The 14053-nt window shown below is 40.1% G+C and carries 15 protein-coding genes and 2 tRNA genes; 9 read left to right on the top strand and 8 right to left on the bottom strand.

Annotation, left to right across the window (positions count from 1 at the left end; translation table 11 throughout):
* Window positions 1-54 precede the first annotated feature (54 nt).
* Both VXK47_RS17690 and VXK47_RS17695 read left to right on the top strand, forming a co-directional pair.
* Window positions 55-1566, top strand: a complete 1512-nt coding sequence (locus VXK47_RS17690) for an amino acid permease (protein WP_435550109.1) — start codon at window positions 55-57, stop codon at window positions 1564-1566.
* A 29-nt stretch (window positions 1567-1595) separates the two neighbouring features.
* On the top strand, window positions 1596-2576 hold the full coding sequence (locus tag VXK47_RS17695) for a glycosyltransferase family 9 protein (protein WP_435550110.1): 981 nt from the start codon (window positions 1596-1598) through the stop codon (window positions 2574-2576).
* Here the strand turns inward: VXK47_RS17695 and murI are convergent.
* Window positions 2538-3323 carry a glutamate racemase gene (gene murI / locus VXK47_RS17700; RefSeq protein WP_435550111.1) on the bottom strand — a complete coding sequence of 262 codons (786 nt, stop codon included), beginning with the start codon at window positions 3321-3323 and terminating at the stop codon, window positions 2538-2540. The two genes, VXK47_RS17695 and murI, sit on opposite strands and share 39 nt — an antisense overlap.
* A gap of 103 nt (window positions 3324-3426) precedes the next feature.
* Here murI and VXK47_RS17705 point away from each other — a divergent pair, with 103 nt between their 5' ends.
* Window positions 3427-3705 carry a hypothetical protein gene (locus VXK47_RS17705; protein WP_435550112.1) on the top strand — a complete coding sequence of 93 codons (279 nt, stop codon included), beginning with the start codon at window positions 3427-3429 and terminating at the stop codon, window positions 3703-3705.
* A gap of 9 nt (window positions 3706-3714) precedes the next feature.
* On the opposite strand, the gene VXK47_RS17710 is transcribed toward VXK47_RS17705, so the two are convergent.
* From VXK47_RS17710 to VXK47_RS17735, 6 genes are all read right to left on the bottom strand, one after another.
* Complete coding sequence (locus VXK47_RS17710) at window positions 3715-4122, bottom strand: YkgJ family cysteine cluster protein (protein WP_435550113.1); 408 nt, start codon at window positions 4120-4122, stop codon at window positions 3715-3717.
* A complete protein-coding gene (gene recR / locus VXK47_RS17715) occupies window positions 4112-4708 on the bottom strand; it encodes a recombination mediator RecR (RefSeq protein WP_435550114.1) in 597 nt (198 codons plus the stop codon). The genes VXK47_RS17710 and recR overlap by 11 nt, the downstream gene beginning before the upstream one ends.
* A gap of 95 nt (window positions 4709-4803) precedes the next feature.
* The gene (locus tag VXK47_RS17720; RefSeq protein ID WP_435550115.1) at window positions 4804-5115 is read right to left on the bottom strand and encodes a YbaB/EbfC family nucleoid-associated protein; all 312 of its coding nucleotides are present in this window, start codon (window positions 5113-5115) and stop codon (window positions 4804-4806) included.
* A gap of 12 nt (window positions 5116-5127) precedes the next feature.
* Window positions 5128-6807: a DNA polymerase III subunit gamma/tau gene (dnaX, locus tag VXK47_RS17725; RefSeq protein ID WP_435550116.1), complete on the bottom strand. Its 1680-nt coding sequence runs from the start codon at window positions 6805-6807 to the stop codon at window positions 5128-5130.
* 103 nt (window positions 6808-6910) lie between these two features.
* A tRNA-Ser gene (locus VXK47_RS17730) sits at window positions 6911-7003 on the bottom strand.
* Window positions 7004-7123: 120 nt separating this feature from the next.
* Window positions 7124-7216: transfer RNA gene (locus VXK47_RS17735), tRNA-Ser, on the bottom strand.
* A gap of 256 nt (window positions 7217-7472) precedes the next feature.
* Here VXK47_RS17735 and VXK47_RS17740 point away from each other — a divergent pair.
* The 6 genes from VXK47_RS17740 (at window position 7473) to VXK47_RS17765 (ending at window position 12424) form a co-directional block, all read left to right on the top strand.
* A complete protein-coding gene (locus tag VXK47_RS17740; protein ID WP_435550117.1) occupies window positions 7473-8318 on the top strand; it encodes an alpha/beta hydrolase in 846 nt (281 codons plus the stop codon).
* Window positions 8319-8391: 73 nt separating this feature from the next.
* Window positions 8392-8814 (top strand): hypothetical protein, encoded by a 423-nt coding sequence (locus VXK47_RS17745; protein ID WP_435550118.1) that lies wholly within the window; start codon window positions 8392-8394, stop codon window positions 8812-8814.
* An 88-nt stretch (window positions 8815-8902) separates the two neighbouring features.
* Complete coding sequence (locus VXK47_RS17750; RefSeq protein ID WP_435550119.1) at window positions 8903-9136, top strand: hypothetical protein; 234 nt, start codon at window positions 8903-8905, stop codon at window positions 9134-9136.
* 146 nt (window positions 9137-9282) lie between these two features.
* Window positions 9283-9969, top strand: coding sequence for a hypothetical protein (locus VXK47_RS17755; RefSeq protein WP_435550120.1), 687 nt, complete (start codon window positions 9283-9285; stop codon window positions 9967-9969).
* Between the two features lie 41 nt (window positions 9970-10010).
* On the top strand, window positions 10011-10634 hold the full coding sequence (gene upp / locus VXK47_RS17760; RefSeq protein ID WP_435550121.1) for a uracil phosphoribosyltransferase: 624 nt from the start codon (window positions 10011-10013) through the stop codon (window positions 10632-10634).
* Between the two features lie 56 nt (window positions 10635-10690).
* On the top strand, window positions 10691-12424 hold the full coding sequence (locus VXK47_RS17765; protein ID WP_435550122.1) for a carbon starvation CstA family protein: 1734 nt from the start codon (window positions 10691-10693) through the stop codon (window positions 12422-12424).
* A 7-nt stretch (window positions 12425-12431) separates the two neighbouring features.
* Here the strand turns inward: VXK47_RS17765 and fdhD are convergent, their stop codons facing one another.
* Window positions 12432-13649, bottom strand: a complete 1218-nt coding sequence (gene fdhD / locus VXK47_RS17770) for a formate dehydrogenase accessory sulfurtransferase FdhD (RefSeq protein WP_435550123.1) — start codon at window positions 13647-13649, stop codon at window positions 12432-12434.
* Window positions 13650-14053 lie beyond the last annotated feature (404 nt).

Below are 14053 nucleotides of genomic sequence, written 5' to 3' on the forward strand. Positions count from 1 at the left end.
AGGTTTTTACAAGTGCATCAAATATTACTGGCTATCGGATACAAGAGGATATACATGTTTAAGCATTCATTCAAACGAAAATCACTCAGCATGCTGCATGAAGAAATGAAAAGCGATAACCGCCTTCGGCGCGTTCTCGGCCCGTGGTCGCTTACCAGCCTTGGCATAGGCTGTATTATCGGAGCCGGCATATTTGTTATTACCGGATATGCCGCTCAATACAAGTCAGGGCCTGCGTTGCCTATATCATTTATAGTGTCAGGAATGGCCTGTGTATTTTCCGCACTTTGCTATGCCGAATTTGCATCAATGGCGCCTGTGGCCGGTTCTGCTTACACCTATGCATATGCAACACTAGGCGAATTGTTTGCATGGATAATCGGATGGGATCTTGTGCTGGAATACACGGTGGCATCCGCTTCTGTAGCTCACGGCTGGTCTAAGTATTTTCAGAATTTTATCGGGATGTTTGATATCCATCTACCTAAAATCCTGTCAAAGGCGCCTTTTGACTTCGATCCTGTTCGCGGCAATTTTATTCCTACCGAAGGCTTATTTGACCTTCCTGCGCTTTTAATCGTGGCGTTTCTGACTGTTGTGCTGATTATAGGCATACGGGAAAGCTCTCGTTTCAATAATATTATGGTAGCAATCAAGCTTGCTGTGGTGCTGCTGGTTATAGTCGTCGGCGCGTTCTACATAGATACAAAAAACTGGCACCCTTATGCTCCATTCGGATGGACAGGATTGAGCCTGTTTGGAAAAACAATACTGGGCCAAACCGGCGCAGACGGAGCGCCGGTGGGAATGCTTGCAGGAGCTGCAATAATTTTTTTCGCATACGTAGGTTTCGATTCTGTTTCGACCCATGCGGAGGAAGCGCGCAATCCGCAACGTGATGTTCCGATCGGACTTATTGCTTCTCTTACTATCTGCACGATTCTGTACATAGCAGTAGCCATGGTACTCACAGGCATGGTTCCCTATAACCAGATAGATATTGATGCACCGATAGCTGCGGCTTTCCAAACCGTTGGTTTGCGCTGGGGACAGTTCGTCATCTCTCTTGGAGCTGTGGTAGGACTCACATCCGTCATCCTGGTGCTTATGCTCAGCCAGCCGCGTGTGCTTCTTGCTATGGCAAGAGACGGCCTGCTGCCGGAAAAGTTTTTCGGCGCCATCCATCCCAGATTCCGTACACCATGGAAATCAACCATCATTACAGGAATTGTGGTCGGAGCGATGGCCTCTTTCATTCCGCTTGGCATACTGGCTGAACTGGTAAATATAGGCACACTGCTTGCTTTTGTAATCGTTTGTACGGCAGTGCTTGTAATGCGCTATATTCAACCGCAGGCAAAGCGGCCATTCCGCTGTCCCTGGGTGCCTGTAGTTCCGTTACTCGGGATGGCATTCTGCCTTATTCTGATGTTCTCGCTTCCGCCGGCAAACTGGTTGCGGCTGGGAGTGTGGATGTTATTAGGCATGTTGATTTATCTGTTTTACGGCCGCCGCCATAGCGTAATGTCCCGTTATCATGAGTCTGGCAAACCGCTGAAAGAATGATGGTAAGACAATAACAATGGTAATTGCTTATGCAAAGAAAGCTGCTATTCATACATCAGGGAGCAATTGGAGATATTGTTTCGCTGTTTCCTGCAATAATAAAGCTTAAAGAAAAATTCCGACAAATTGATGCTATTTGTAATAAAAATATAGGAGAGTTAGCCTGTTTACTTAAAATAACAGACAAAACCTATCCTGTTGAAGCCGCATTTTTTTCCTCGTTATTTTCCGGTAAAGTTGATTCCGTTGCAGCAGAGATATTAAGATCATACGATGAAATTCTTCTTTTTTCATATTCTGCTGAATTCGAAAACACTATAAGCAGTATTATTCAAAAAAGGATATATCGTATATCTCCGCGCCCTGATGCAACTCTTGAAATCCATATTTTAAGCTATATCTTAAAGTTTCTTGCACAAAACAAACTGATAGATAATGACAACCTGCCTGAAAAACAATATCACGATTATCTGACAAAAGAGTTTGGAAACAGAAAAGCGCAACATACTGAATCTAAAATAATAATACATCCGGGATCAGGAAGCACAAGGAAAAACTGGCCGGTTTCAAATTATATAAATGTTTGTGAAAATCTCGATTCAAAAAAAATATGTTATGAGGTTATCATAGGGCCTGCTGAATATGATCTTGCAGAAATATTTAAGAAAAATCTTCTTTCAAATATAAAGATTCACAGACCCGCAAAGCTGTCAGAGCTAGTACCATTATTAAAACAAAGCAGGGGATTTATCGGAAATGATTCAGGCATAAGCCATCTTGCAGCATTTATGGGGATTCCGGCAATATTGATATTCGGGCCCTCAAATCCGAAAAGGTGGAAGCCGTTTGGCCGCTTTGTACAAATCCTACGATCTCAAACCGGCTGCATTCCATGTTTCGAAACCGGTAAACAGGAGTGCAAAGATCCAAAATGCTTAAATGGAATAACACCTGAAATTGTGCTTAAAACATTATATTCTGGCATGCTCAAGCACAACATTGCGCCTTAAGGTCGCTTTTGCCGTTTTTTCAAATTGTGCAGTTATATCAGATACGATGATTCTTGATTTTCCGTTTTTGCCCAACCGGCTGCCAATATCAGGGTGTTCCTGAAGAAATTTTTCAAGCTTATCTGCTACTCCCAAAGAAGAATCAATTATATTTACTCTCTTTCCGATTTTGCGGCAAATTATATGCTTAAGAAGCGGATAATGCGTGCAACCCAGAATCAAGGTGTCTATCTGTTTTACTTTAAGGGAATGAAGGTATTTTTTTACTATCATTGATGTTTCGGGCCTGTTTATCCAGCCTTCTTCAACAAGGGGAACAAGAAGGGGACAGGCAACCGAATAAATTTTTGCCCCGGCATTTATAGCCTTAATCTTATTTTCATATACACAACTTTTAACCGTTGCCCTTGTACCGATAACACCTATGGACATTTTTCTTGAAGACTCAACGGCAAGTTCCACAGCAGGAGTAATAACCTCAAAAACCGGAACATCAAATTTTTTTACTATACTGTCTGTTGCAACGCTGGAAGCGGTATTGCAAGCCACAACAATTATATTTGCTCCGTTGTTTAATAAAAATTCCGTATCTTCAATGGCATATTGGATTACAGTTTCGGAACTCTTACTGCCGTAAGGTGTCCGGGCAGTATCGCCGAAATATATAATATCATAACCGGGGATTTTTCCCATTACCGCTTTGACTACTGTTAATCCGCCGATTCCTGAATCAAAAATTCCTATCATTTTTGTATAACCGATTACCTTTTATATTGATTTTTATTTGTTGTACTCATAAAAAGAAGGTAAATTTAATAAATAACCAAAGTCTTAAACAAAGGAATATCCCGTGAACAATGACCATGCAAAACCTTCCATGAATCAGGAGATCTTTAAACTCGGGCTCAGTGTTGAAACTATTTCCGTTTATCTTTTATGCTGCGGTTTAACAGACCAGGGCGCCGTTCTCTCCACAAAGAATCTTCTGGGAGTATGGAATGGCAACCCGGAAGCTCTTTATGAAGGAATTAAAATTCTTGAAGAAAGAAAAATCCTTTTTAAAATAATATCCGATCTGGAAGATAAAAGCGTATATAAGCTAAACGATATAAAAAGCTGGAAACCGTAAATATATATTTCAGCTCTTTTTGGAAAGCTCCCTGGCAACACATTCCAGCACATCAGCAGGTGGAACATCCGTATGGATACCAGGGCATAAACCGCCCATAACATACCAGTTATCAACATCGGCTATAATACTTTTTATAAACGGCCACTGCCTGCACATGCGCGGTTTAACAGGATGGATAGTACAAATCCTATCCCAGAATATACAATATTTGTTAGTGCCCTGTTTAAGCACGGGTTTGTTGCATGATATGGTACAATATTTACTGACAAAGCTGTCAGGATCAGTTTTTATATATTTTGAAATTGCAACGATATCTTCCTTTGTTACATAGGTTCCACCATATCCCTTGCAGCAATCGCCGCAGGTTGTGCACTTAAATATATCTTCAGGCAAAACAACTTGTTTAGATCGCATGCCTGGTCTCCATAGCTTTTTTCAATGTCACCTGATCAACATATTTCAAATCCCCGCCAATCGGAACACCGGAAGCGATACGTGTAATATTTACAGTATATTTTGAAAGACACTGAGCAATGTAGGAAGCAGTAGCCTCACCTTCCATGCTTGTGCTTGTGGCAACAACAACCTCCGTAATCTTTCCTTCTTCAATTCGTTTTATAAGCTCTTTTATTTTTATATCATCCGGGCCGATACCGTTAATCGGAGATAAAACCCCGGACAGTATATGATAAAGACCGTTAAAAGACCCGGATTTTTCTATTGCAACCATGTCGGCAGGTTGTTCCGTAACACACAATAAAGAGTTATTTCTGGATGGATTGCTGCATATATGACACACTTCAGTTTCACTTAAAGCAAAACATTTGCTGCATATTCTTACTTTATGCTTCATATCGAGTATATCGGCTGCAAGCTGCTCGGCTTCTTTCTGTGAAGAGCGCAGAATATGCATTGCGTAGCGCTCGGCGGTTTTTTCTCCGACGCCGGGAAGTTTAGTAAGATTTTTTATCAGATTCAAAACAGACAAAGGGTAATGCATAAAAAATTGCCTCTATTCCGGCTTGTTAGGCGGATAATCAGAATATATTAAAATTATATAATTCTTTGATCTTATTAAGATGGTCTTTAACAAAATCACATCAGGCCCGGGATATTCATGCCGCCGGTTAATTTGCCCATCTCCTGGGAAACCATATCCTGGGATTTTGTCAAGGCGTCATTAACTGCAGCAAGAATCAGGTCCTGAAGCATTTCAACATCTTCAGGATCGACAACTTCTTTTTCTATGCGTATTGAAATTATCTGCTGTTTACCATTTGCCACAACTTTAATCATGCCTCCGCCGGAAGCTGCTTCAACAGTTTTTGAGCCCAGTTCTTCCTGCAATTTAGCCATGCTGGCCTGAAGCTTCTGGGCCTGTTTCATCATATTCCCAAGTCCCTTCATTAAAACCCCCTCCTATAAAATTTTTACTTCATGTATGCTGCCATTAAAGATATTAAGCGCCTCTGCAACAATAGGATTATTTAACGCATCATCTTTAAGTTGTGCAGGTTTATCTTTTTTATTTGTGTTAACTTCTGCCGATATTTTCTTTTCGAAAACTATCTCAATATTTTTCCCGAAAAAATCATTACATATCTTCTTTAAAATATCCAGGTTTTTACCACTGGTAATTCTGCCAAAATTAAATCCATTGCCCTCAACTTCTATTACAATGCTGTTTTCCATAATTTCTTTTATTGAACATTTTGCCATATTTGTGGCAAGCGAAAGATTTTTTTCAGAAATGACTTTATAAAGACTTTTCCATATTTTCTGTAAATTATTTTCACCCAAAACAGCATCCGTTTGTGATTTTTTTGAACCGGTCTCATATCCTGCTTCTTTATAAGGGTCAACAGCCTTTTCACATATTTTTTCTTCCGGGCGATCATTTTCGATATGTTTATAATCAGTTTTGCTTTCTAAAATATCACTGTTATCCTGCCTTGGAATATTTTTTAAAAGACCGTCAATTCTTTCTATAAGAACTTCTATAGGCAACGCGGGTTTTACCTGGAGCATTCTGAAAAAAATAATTTCAAGAGCAAGTTTGGGGTTCGGCGAAAACCTTATAGCCGATTCTTCCCTGTATAGAATATCAAAAATCTGATTCAAAAATGTTGCCGGAATATCTTTTACCTGCTTTACCATCAAATTTATTTCACTTGAGGGTAAACTGATCAGTTTATCAATCTTCTTACCCATCTTAACAACAATCAGATTTCTGAAATGCTCGGTTATTTCCGAATAAAGTTCTTTGAAATTATGGCCGTTTTGATAAAGATCATCAAGAACATCAAGCAGCGCCACGATATCGGCACTCAAAACAGCATCGGTAATTTTAAAGATTGTTCTTCTGTCAACAAGTCCGATAATATCGGAAAGATTTTCTTCGTTTATCCTGCCTTCCGAACAGCTCAATACAAGATCGAGAAGACTTAAAGCATCCCTCATGCAGCCCCCGGCAGCACGGGCGATTGCGGTAAGGCTTTCTGAAGAAACATCTACATTTTCTTTTTTACAGATATAAAGCATTTGATCGGTAATGTCATCAAGACCGATTCTTTTAAAATCATGTCTCTGGCATCTTGATAAAATAGTAACCGGAATTTTATGCGGCTCTGTTGTTGCGAATATGAACATCACATGGGGCGGAGGCTCTTCAAGCGTTTTTAACAAAGCATTAAAAGCCTGGGTGCTTAGCATATGAACTTCATCGATTATATAAATTTTATATCTGCTGTAAGCAGGTTTATATTTTATATTATCTCTTAAATCGCGGACATTCTCAACTCCGTTGTTGGATGCTCCGTCTATTTCAAGTACATCTACACAACTTCCTATGGTTATTTCCGTGCATGATCTGCATACATTGCATGGTGAAGGAGTCGGACCTTCAATGCAATTCATTGCTTTTGCAAGAATACGGGCTACAGTCGTTTTCCCGGTGCCACGTGGTCCGGACAACAAAACGGCATGCGCAACACGTCCGGTTGATATTGCATTGGCCAGAGTCTGAGTAACATGCTTCTGGCCTACAACAGTATCAAAATTCTGAGGGCGATACTTACGGGCAAATACAAGATAGGACATAATAAAGATTCCCGATAATAAAAAAAAATACCTGATTAATTAACTCAAAAAGACAGCTTCGGAATAAGGCTGAAACGGAATGGTTTAAAAACCTGTGATTTTATGGCGGAGAGAGAGGGATTTGAACCCTCGGTGCCGCTATTAACAGCACACACGATTTCCAGTCGTGCTCCTTCAGCCGCTCGGACATCTCTCCATAAAAAATGTATACCGGTTTTATCTCATAGCAAGACCTTTGCATAACATCCGAATCTATGTTCATGTCGGGATGTGTGAGTTATCCAAAGCTCTACTATAGCTTACCAATTGAATTAATTGGCGGAGAGGGTGGGATTTGAACCCACGATCCCGTTTTTGACAGGATACCGCTTTTCGAGAGCGGGGCCTTCAGCCGCTCGGCCACCTCTCCTAATACCCTCCGGATTTAACGAAGTCTCAAGTATAACGTTTGAATGACAGTTGTCAATAATGTTCTTAATTTCAACTGTGGATTTGGCAATAAAATTATATCACCAAATCTCATAATAAAAGCGTCCGGAGAAAACAGATTTGCAAAAACTCGGTCAAACAGAATCTTAATCTTTTATTTATAGTGATTATGAGATATTAAAGATATATTTATCTTAAAAGAACTGTAAAAAATTAAAAACAAAGGAGGTTCGAATATGGCTGATTTTTCCGGAACCGATTATTCTTTGCTTGATCATCCTGAGATATTGACGCTTCTTTTTCATCCCAGGCCGGATTGGAGTGCTTTTTCACAGACAAAGGGCGTTGAAGAGATAAGTATTTTAGTTGAAGATGGTGTAAATATCGGAGGAAAATTTCACGGCACGGAAAAAGCTGCCCCCGTGATTCTGTTTTTTCACGGAAATGGTGAAATTGTTTCAGATTATGATGATTTAGGCCCTTTATATACAAAAAACGGGATCAATTTTCTTCCTGTAGATTACAGAGGATACGGCCGTTCAACCGGATCACCTACAGTCACAAATATGATGCATGACTGTCATGTGATATTTAACTTCGTAAAGCAGTGGCTTAAGCAAAATGGGTTTTATGGACCGTTGATTGTTATGGGAAGATCGCTTGGGAGCGCATCCGCACTTGAGCTTGCTGCACATCATAAAAATGAGATAGACGGTCTTATAATCGAAAGTGGTTTTGCAGATATTATTCCATTGCTAAGTCTTGTGGGTGTAAATATCGACAGGTTGGGAATCGGCAAGAAGGATGATATTTATCATATTGACAAGATACGAAGTTTCGATAAACTAGTTCTTATTATACATGCCGAATATGACCATATTATTCCATTTGCTGATGGTCAGGCCCTTTTCGATGCATGTTCTTCAACAAACAAGAGATTTCTCAAAATACCGGGTGCCGATCACAATTCTATTTTTGCAGTGGGCATGGAGAGATATATGGAAGAAGTGAAAAGAATTGCAGACGAAGCCATAAGGCAAAAAGCCCGGACGGCTGTGCCGGACAGGGCAATTCCTCTTTGACCGCTTTTTGAACTTCTACGGCTTCAAGGAAATCAACAAGGCAAATTACCGATTCCAGGAAAGGAGACCGATTATGAAATACATCCATAAATCTCTATTTTCAGCCTTTTTACTGTTATCAATAGTCCTTTTTACTGTTTCGGATGGGCAATGCCGCGATGGCTATGGATTGGGTGTTTATCCACAAGTGGCCGGGAGCCCGACAATGTTGCTCATTGGAACTTTTTATCCTGCCGACAAACGTCCTAAAGTTGACTTCATAACGATTAAAATTCGCGAAAAAAAATTTTATTTTAAGATTGATATAGCAAGAAATTTAACCGGGACTGAACACGCTTACACCGTTTTAAATCAGTTGTTACCTCCTGAACTAAAGCTTATCGGATCTGATAAGATGATTGATTCCCTGCTGAAAAAAAATATTATCGGCAAACTTTACAGTTTAAAAGGCACTATATATATATTTCCGATAACCTCTTTCATCTTTCCATGGTAACGGAAGGTAATATGTTTGATGAAAAGAAAGAAGGTAAATAAAAATTGTTAAAATCATCGGGCCATGGGAATCGCAGACTTTAAAGAATATGCTGTCGGAGCTTGAAAAAGATAAATTAGGATCAGACAAAGTTCTTGCCGAAACAATAGTTGAAGAACTGAGCAATCGCATGGTTGGTTTTGGCAATAAAGATAACACGATTATATTGGTTTCGGAATCAGATACACTCTATGCCGGATCTTTGGTCGAATCTATTACGGATATCAGCTTTCGTTCTATCCGTATGTTTCCTGTATTTTTCAAAAAGGTCACTGGAAAATAACGGGAAAGAAATTGAAGATATATTTTGTTTAAAAGAGCCGGAAATGGTAACAAAAGAAAGTTGCAGCTATTTGAAAAGAATCATAAGTTATGTTTTTTACTTGATAAAGATAACTTATTAATAATAAATAATAAGGCATGATGCAAATGGCAAAAAGAGCAAAAAAAAGGAATAAGAATAAAAACCTTCCGATTAAGAAAAGAGTAACTCAAAAAAATAGTCCTGTAAATGAGGATGAAAACTCTATTCAATTACTTTCATACGAAATAACGGATGAGCCAATACATGCTTCTTCCATCCCAAAAGAAGTTCAGGATGAAATGAACGATCTGTTTATTAAAACGCTAAAAAGTCCTGAATCAATAATTGACAGACTTGAGGAGCTGATTAAAAGATACCCGAATGTTCCGCAATTATATAATTTTATCAGTATCGCTTATTCTAATCTTAACAATAAAGAAAAATCAAAACACTATGTGGAGAAAAACTATCTCAAAAATCCGGATTATCTTTTTGCAAAATTGAACTATGCTGAAATTTGCATGATAGAAGGAAATTATGAGAAGGTTCCTGAAATATTGGATCATAAGTTTGACATTAAAGCATTATACCCTGAGAGGGAAATCTTCCATATCACAGAGGTAGTTGGGTTTATGGGTATAGCTGGTTCATATTTTGCTCACTCCGGCAAGAAAGAGCAGGTCGAGCTTTTTTACCAAAGCCTTAAAAAGCTTGCACCAAGCCATCCATACACAAAACGCTTGAAGAAATATCTGCAGATTGAATCAGTACGGGAAGTGTTTAGCGGCTTGATAGGAAAAAGCGAAGTTTAAAAGTAAAATCTTTTATCAAATTTTAATTTAAGAGAAATTTAATGAATCAAATCCGCATTGTTGAACATCCATTACTAAAGCACTCATTAAGCATTTTACGTGATAAAAATACCGGTACCGAAGATTTTTGCAGGCATGCTGTTATTGTTTCTCAGATAATTATTATAGAAGCAACGAAGCATTTGCCAATGCACGAGAAATCAGTCATTACCCCGCTTTCAGACACACAAGGCTATAGCATGGAAAAATCACTGGTTTTTATACCGGTATTGCGTTCAGGTATAGCGATGCTGCTTACGGCAAAAGAATTATTTCCATGGGCGTCTGCGGGATTTATCGGGCTTGAACGTAATGAAAGTACTGCAGTTGCACATGAATATTACAAAAAATTTCCACCCGGCATACAGGATAAACATATTCTTATTCTTGATCCGATGCTTGCTACCGGCGGTTCGCTTGCTTATACAATATCAGCGCTTAAAAACAAAGGCACAAAAGATATCTCTGCCGCTTGTATTGTAGCTGCACCTGAAGGAATTAAACTCCTTGCAGATAAATATCCGGATGTGCCTATTTATACTGCTGCTGTAGACTCGTATTTAAATAATGAAAAATGTATAGTGCCCGGTCTTGGTGATTTCGGAGATCGATATTTCGGCACTTAATTGAAATAGATCAAAATTCCATTAAAAAAGACATTTGCTGATCAGGAGAATAAATTATGAACGTTGCACTTTTGCTGATTCTGTCGCTTCCGCTTTTTTACTTCGGATATGCGGTTTACAGCAAGATGATAGCACGGTTGTTTGACGAGAATGACAATAATCGGACACCGGCTGTTGCCTTAAAAGACAATGTTGATTATGTGCCAACAAACCCTGTCGTTCTCTTCGGGCATCATTTTTCAAGCATTGCCGGAGGCGGGCCTATCATCGGGCCCACGGTTGCGGTTCTTTTCGGTTATGCTCCGGTATGGTTGTGGCTTGTTATAGGCTCGATTTTTATCGGCGGCGCGCATGATCTTGCCACTTTATATGCCAGCTTGCGTGAAAAAGGAAAATCCATAGCTGAAATTGCAAACACCTCGCTTGGCCGGATGGGATTTTTTCTTTTTATAGCTTTTACGATAATTATGCTTCTGACAGTTACCAGTTCCTTTCTTGGCCTTACCGCAACTTCCCTTACATCAAAAGTGCCCATCGAATCTCTTCATCTTGACCCGGCTCAGACACTTTTTAAAACAGCAATTGTTGATGGCGTGATAAATGTGCATATAGGCGGCATCGCTTCCATGTCTGTAATTGTAATTACTTTTTGCTCTCCTTTTTTAGGATATCTTCTCTATAAACGTGAGATAAATCCATATTTAGCATCTGTGGTTGCTATAATCGTTTGTGTTGTTTCCATCGTTGCCGGCCTGAAATATCCGGTGTCGCTTAATCCTGTTCACTGGATGATTATTATCTCGATATACACTATATTTGCGGCAGGCCTTCCTGTTTGGTTTGTGCTCCAGCCCCGTGATTTTACCAATTCATTTCTGCTTTACGGAGGAATTATCGTTTTGCTTGTCGCAGGCATAGTTGCCGGGTTCAAGGGCGTTACAATGCAGGCTCCTGCATGGAACATAGCGCAGGCAGGCGCCAAAGTCGGGCCGGTGTGGCCGTTTCTGTTTATTACTGTCGCATGTGGTGCGATATCCGGATTTCACTGTCTGGTATGCGGAGGAACTACTTCAAAACAATTGCAAAAAGAATCGGATGGAAGGCGCATAGCCTACGGAGGCATGATTGTTGAGGGAATATTTGCCATGTGCGTGCTTATTGCTGTGGGCGGAGCGCTTGGTTTTACCGATTATTGCAATATTGTTTTTCCTTCCTCGCCCGGTGTAAGATCAAATCCTATTCTTGCGTTTGCTCTCAGCATGGGACTTCTTTTGCATAACAGCTTAGGGGTTCAGGCGGCTATAGGAACAATATTCGGTATCCTTCTTGTTGAAGGTTTTGTGGTAACGACTTTAGATACCGCCGTGCGGCTAAACCGTTATCTGCTTGAAGAATTATGGCAGTTTATTTTCAAAACCGTTCCGGTACTGTTTAAAACATATATTTTTAATGCTTTAATCTGTGTTGTTATGATGTTTGTGCTGGCATACTACAATGCTTTTCTGGTGATATGGCCGCTTTTCGGATCGGCAAATCAGCTTCTTGCTTCCCTTGCTTTAATTGTAATCTCCGTATGGCTTATAAAGCGCGGAAAGAAGGCATTGTTTTCAATTATACCGGCAATATTTATGATGGCTACCGCAATTTATTCGCTATGGAGCCTGTTTATAAACCAATATCTTCCGAAGAAAAACTATATGCTTATAACAACCGACATTCTGCTTATTGTGCTGGCGGCAGGTGTTATCGTTCTTTCTTTCAGGACATTGAAAAGGCTTAAAACCGCTTAAATCCGGTTCATCTTTTAAGCCGCTTTTCGCCGCTGTAAATTAAAAGTCCGCCTTTTTTTGCATGGCATGCAATTGTCATATCAAGTTCTTTTGCAAGCTTTACGGCAAGTTCGGTCGGACGTGATATTGCAAGGACAACAGCGATCTTTGCTCTTGCGGCTTTTTGAACAAGCTCGAAACTTACCCTTGATGAAAGAACAACAAAAGATGCCTCAGAAAGCTTTTTGTCAAGAAACAGTTTCCCTATAGCCTTATCCAGAGCATTATGGCGCCCAACATCTTCGGAAACGCCCAGCAGCTTATAATCTTTACCATAAACGGCAGCGGCATGCGAAGCTTTGGTTTTTTCTTTTAAAGGCTGGTGATCTAAAAGAGAATTAAGGCAATAATCCGCTTTCCTGATATCTAAGGTTAAATCGTTTGTCATAGGCTTAATGTCCTGGTAAAGATCTTCTATAAGCTCTTTACCGCATAAGCCGCAGCTTGTCTGACTGATAAAACCACGCCTTTCAAGAAGATCGGATACTATCTCTTTACGATCGGCTGTGAGTGTGGCGGTAACAACATTGGTATCGGTTCCGTCGCAAAATGCAAGAGAAGCAAAATCTTCCGGAGTATCCACTATTCCTTCCCCCAGGCAAAAACCGGCAACATGGGGTATTTCCTCCCCCGGAGTCCGCATCACCACGGAATAAGGCTTTCCCTGTATACGAATAGACAGGGGCTCTTCTCCGACAAGATTATGGTTTACCGTAACGGTACTATCTTCCTTCCAGTAAATAACTTCTACCCGGGAAGAAATTATCTGAATTTTGTCTCCGCACCGTATCGTGCCTCCTTCCAAAACTTTTGCAAAGATACCTTCTCTTGGCATTATGCAATCCCCGGCCTGATAATATATGGCGCATTTCTTTTTGCACTCTTTCCCGATTTGTGTGATTTCCACAAGAGCTTTTTCGCCAAGTTTCAGTTTTGTGCCGACAGGCATATTCTTCCAGTCGATTCCGGTTGTTGCAATATTTTCCGCAAAATCGCCGAATGCGACATTAAGCCCTCTGTTTTTGGCGTCTTCGATGCTTTCCGATGCAAGAAAACTGACCTGCCTGTGCCATTTGCCTGCATGAGCATCACCGCTTAATCCGTGATCAGCTATCAGCTCGGCTTCATTCATACAGGTTTTTCTGGTACCTTTTTTCCTGCTTGCCGCTATTGAGACAATTTCCATTTTATTATCCGTAATAATTTTTTTTTGTTAATAAAGAATTCACAATTTATCATACCGGCGAAGGGATTGTGTCATAATTAATCAAAATAGCAGCCTAAAGGGGGTTTTGTCATCCCGGGCTTAACCCTGAATCCGGAAGATTAACAAAGCGCCCAACACCGGATGCCGGTAATTACAACACAGCCCCGAAGGCCGGTAACCGGTATAAACCCGAACTTTTTGCATTTCCTGGATATTTTTATACTACCTTTATAATAATTACAATAGAGCTAATTTCAAAACGATTAAAGGCGGCTTGTTAAACAGGTCAACAGTTGAAATCCCGGCAATAGAGCGGACTTAAGGGCTCCGATTTTCATTGGAGAACCACAAAAGGCAATAAATGCCGAGTTTTTGACAATACC

This window comes from Desulfobacterium sp. N47, from assembly GCF_051233685.1.
In the GTDB taxonomy this organism is placed as follows: Bacteria; Desulfobacterota; Desulfobacteria; order Desulfobacterales; family RPRI01; genus RPRI01.

Coding starts and splice junctions, on each gene's coding strand:
- VXK47_RS17690 (WP_435550109.1), top strand. CDS start 55: ATGTTTAAGCATTCATTCAAACGAAAATCACTCAGCATGCTGCATGAA.
- VXK47_RS17695 (WP_435550110.1), top strand. CDS start 1,596: ATGCAAAGAAAGCTGCTATTCATACATCAGGGAGCAATTGGAGATATT.
- murI (WP_435550111.1), bottom strand. CDS start 3,323: ATGATAGGAATTTTTGATTCAGGAATCGGCGGATTAACAGTAGTCAAA.
- VXK47_RS17710 (WP_435550113.1), bottom strand. CDS start 4,122: ATGCGATCTAAACAAGTTGTTTTGCCTGAAGATATATTTAAGTGCACA.
- recR (WP_435550114.1), bottom strand. CDS start 4,708: ATGCATTACCCTTTGTCTGTTTTGAATCTGATAAAAAATCTTACTAAA.
- VXK47_RS17720 (WP_435550115.1), bottom strand. CDS start 5,115: ATGAAGGGACTTGGGAATATGATGAAACAGGCCCAGAAGCTTCAGGCC.
- dnaX (WP_435550116.1), bottom strand. CDS start 6,807: ATGTCCTATCTTGTATTTGCCCGTAAGTATCGCCCTCAGAATTTTGAT.
- VXK47_RS17740 (WP_435550117.1), top strand. CDS start 7,473: ATGGCTGATTTTTCCGGAACCGATTATTCTTTGCTTGATCATCCTGAG.
- VXK47_RS17745 (WP_435550118.1), top strand. CDS start 8,392: ATGAAATACATCCATAAATCTCTATTTTCAGCCTTTTTACTGTTATCA.
- VXK47_RS17750 (WP_435550119.1), top strand. CDS start 8,903: ATGCTGTCGGAGCTTGAAAAAGATAAATTAGGATCAGACAAAGTTCTT.
- VXK47_RS17755 (WP_435550120.1), top strand. CDS start 9,283: ATGGCAAAAAGAGCAAAAAAAAGGAATAAGAATAAAAACCTTCCGATT.
- upp (WP_435550121.1), top strand. CDS start 10,011: ATGAATCAAATCCGCATTGTTGAACATCCATTACTAAAGCACTCATTA.
- VXK47_RS17765 (WP_435550122.1), top strand. CDS start 10,691: ATGAACGTTGCACTTTTGCTGATTCTGTCGCTTCCGCTTTTTTACTTC.
- fdhD (WP_435550123.1), bottom strand. CDS start 13,649: ATGGAAATTGTCTCAATAGCGGCAAGCAGGAAAAAAGGTACCAGAAAA.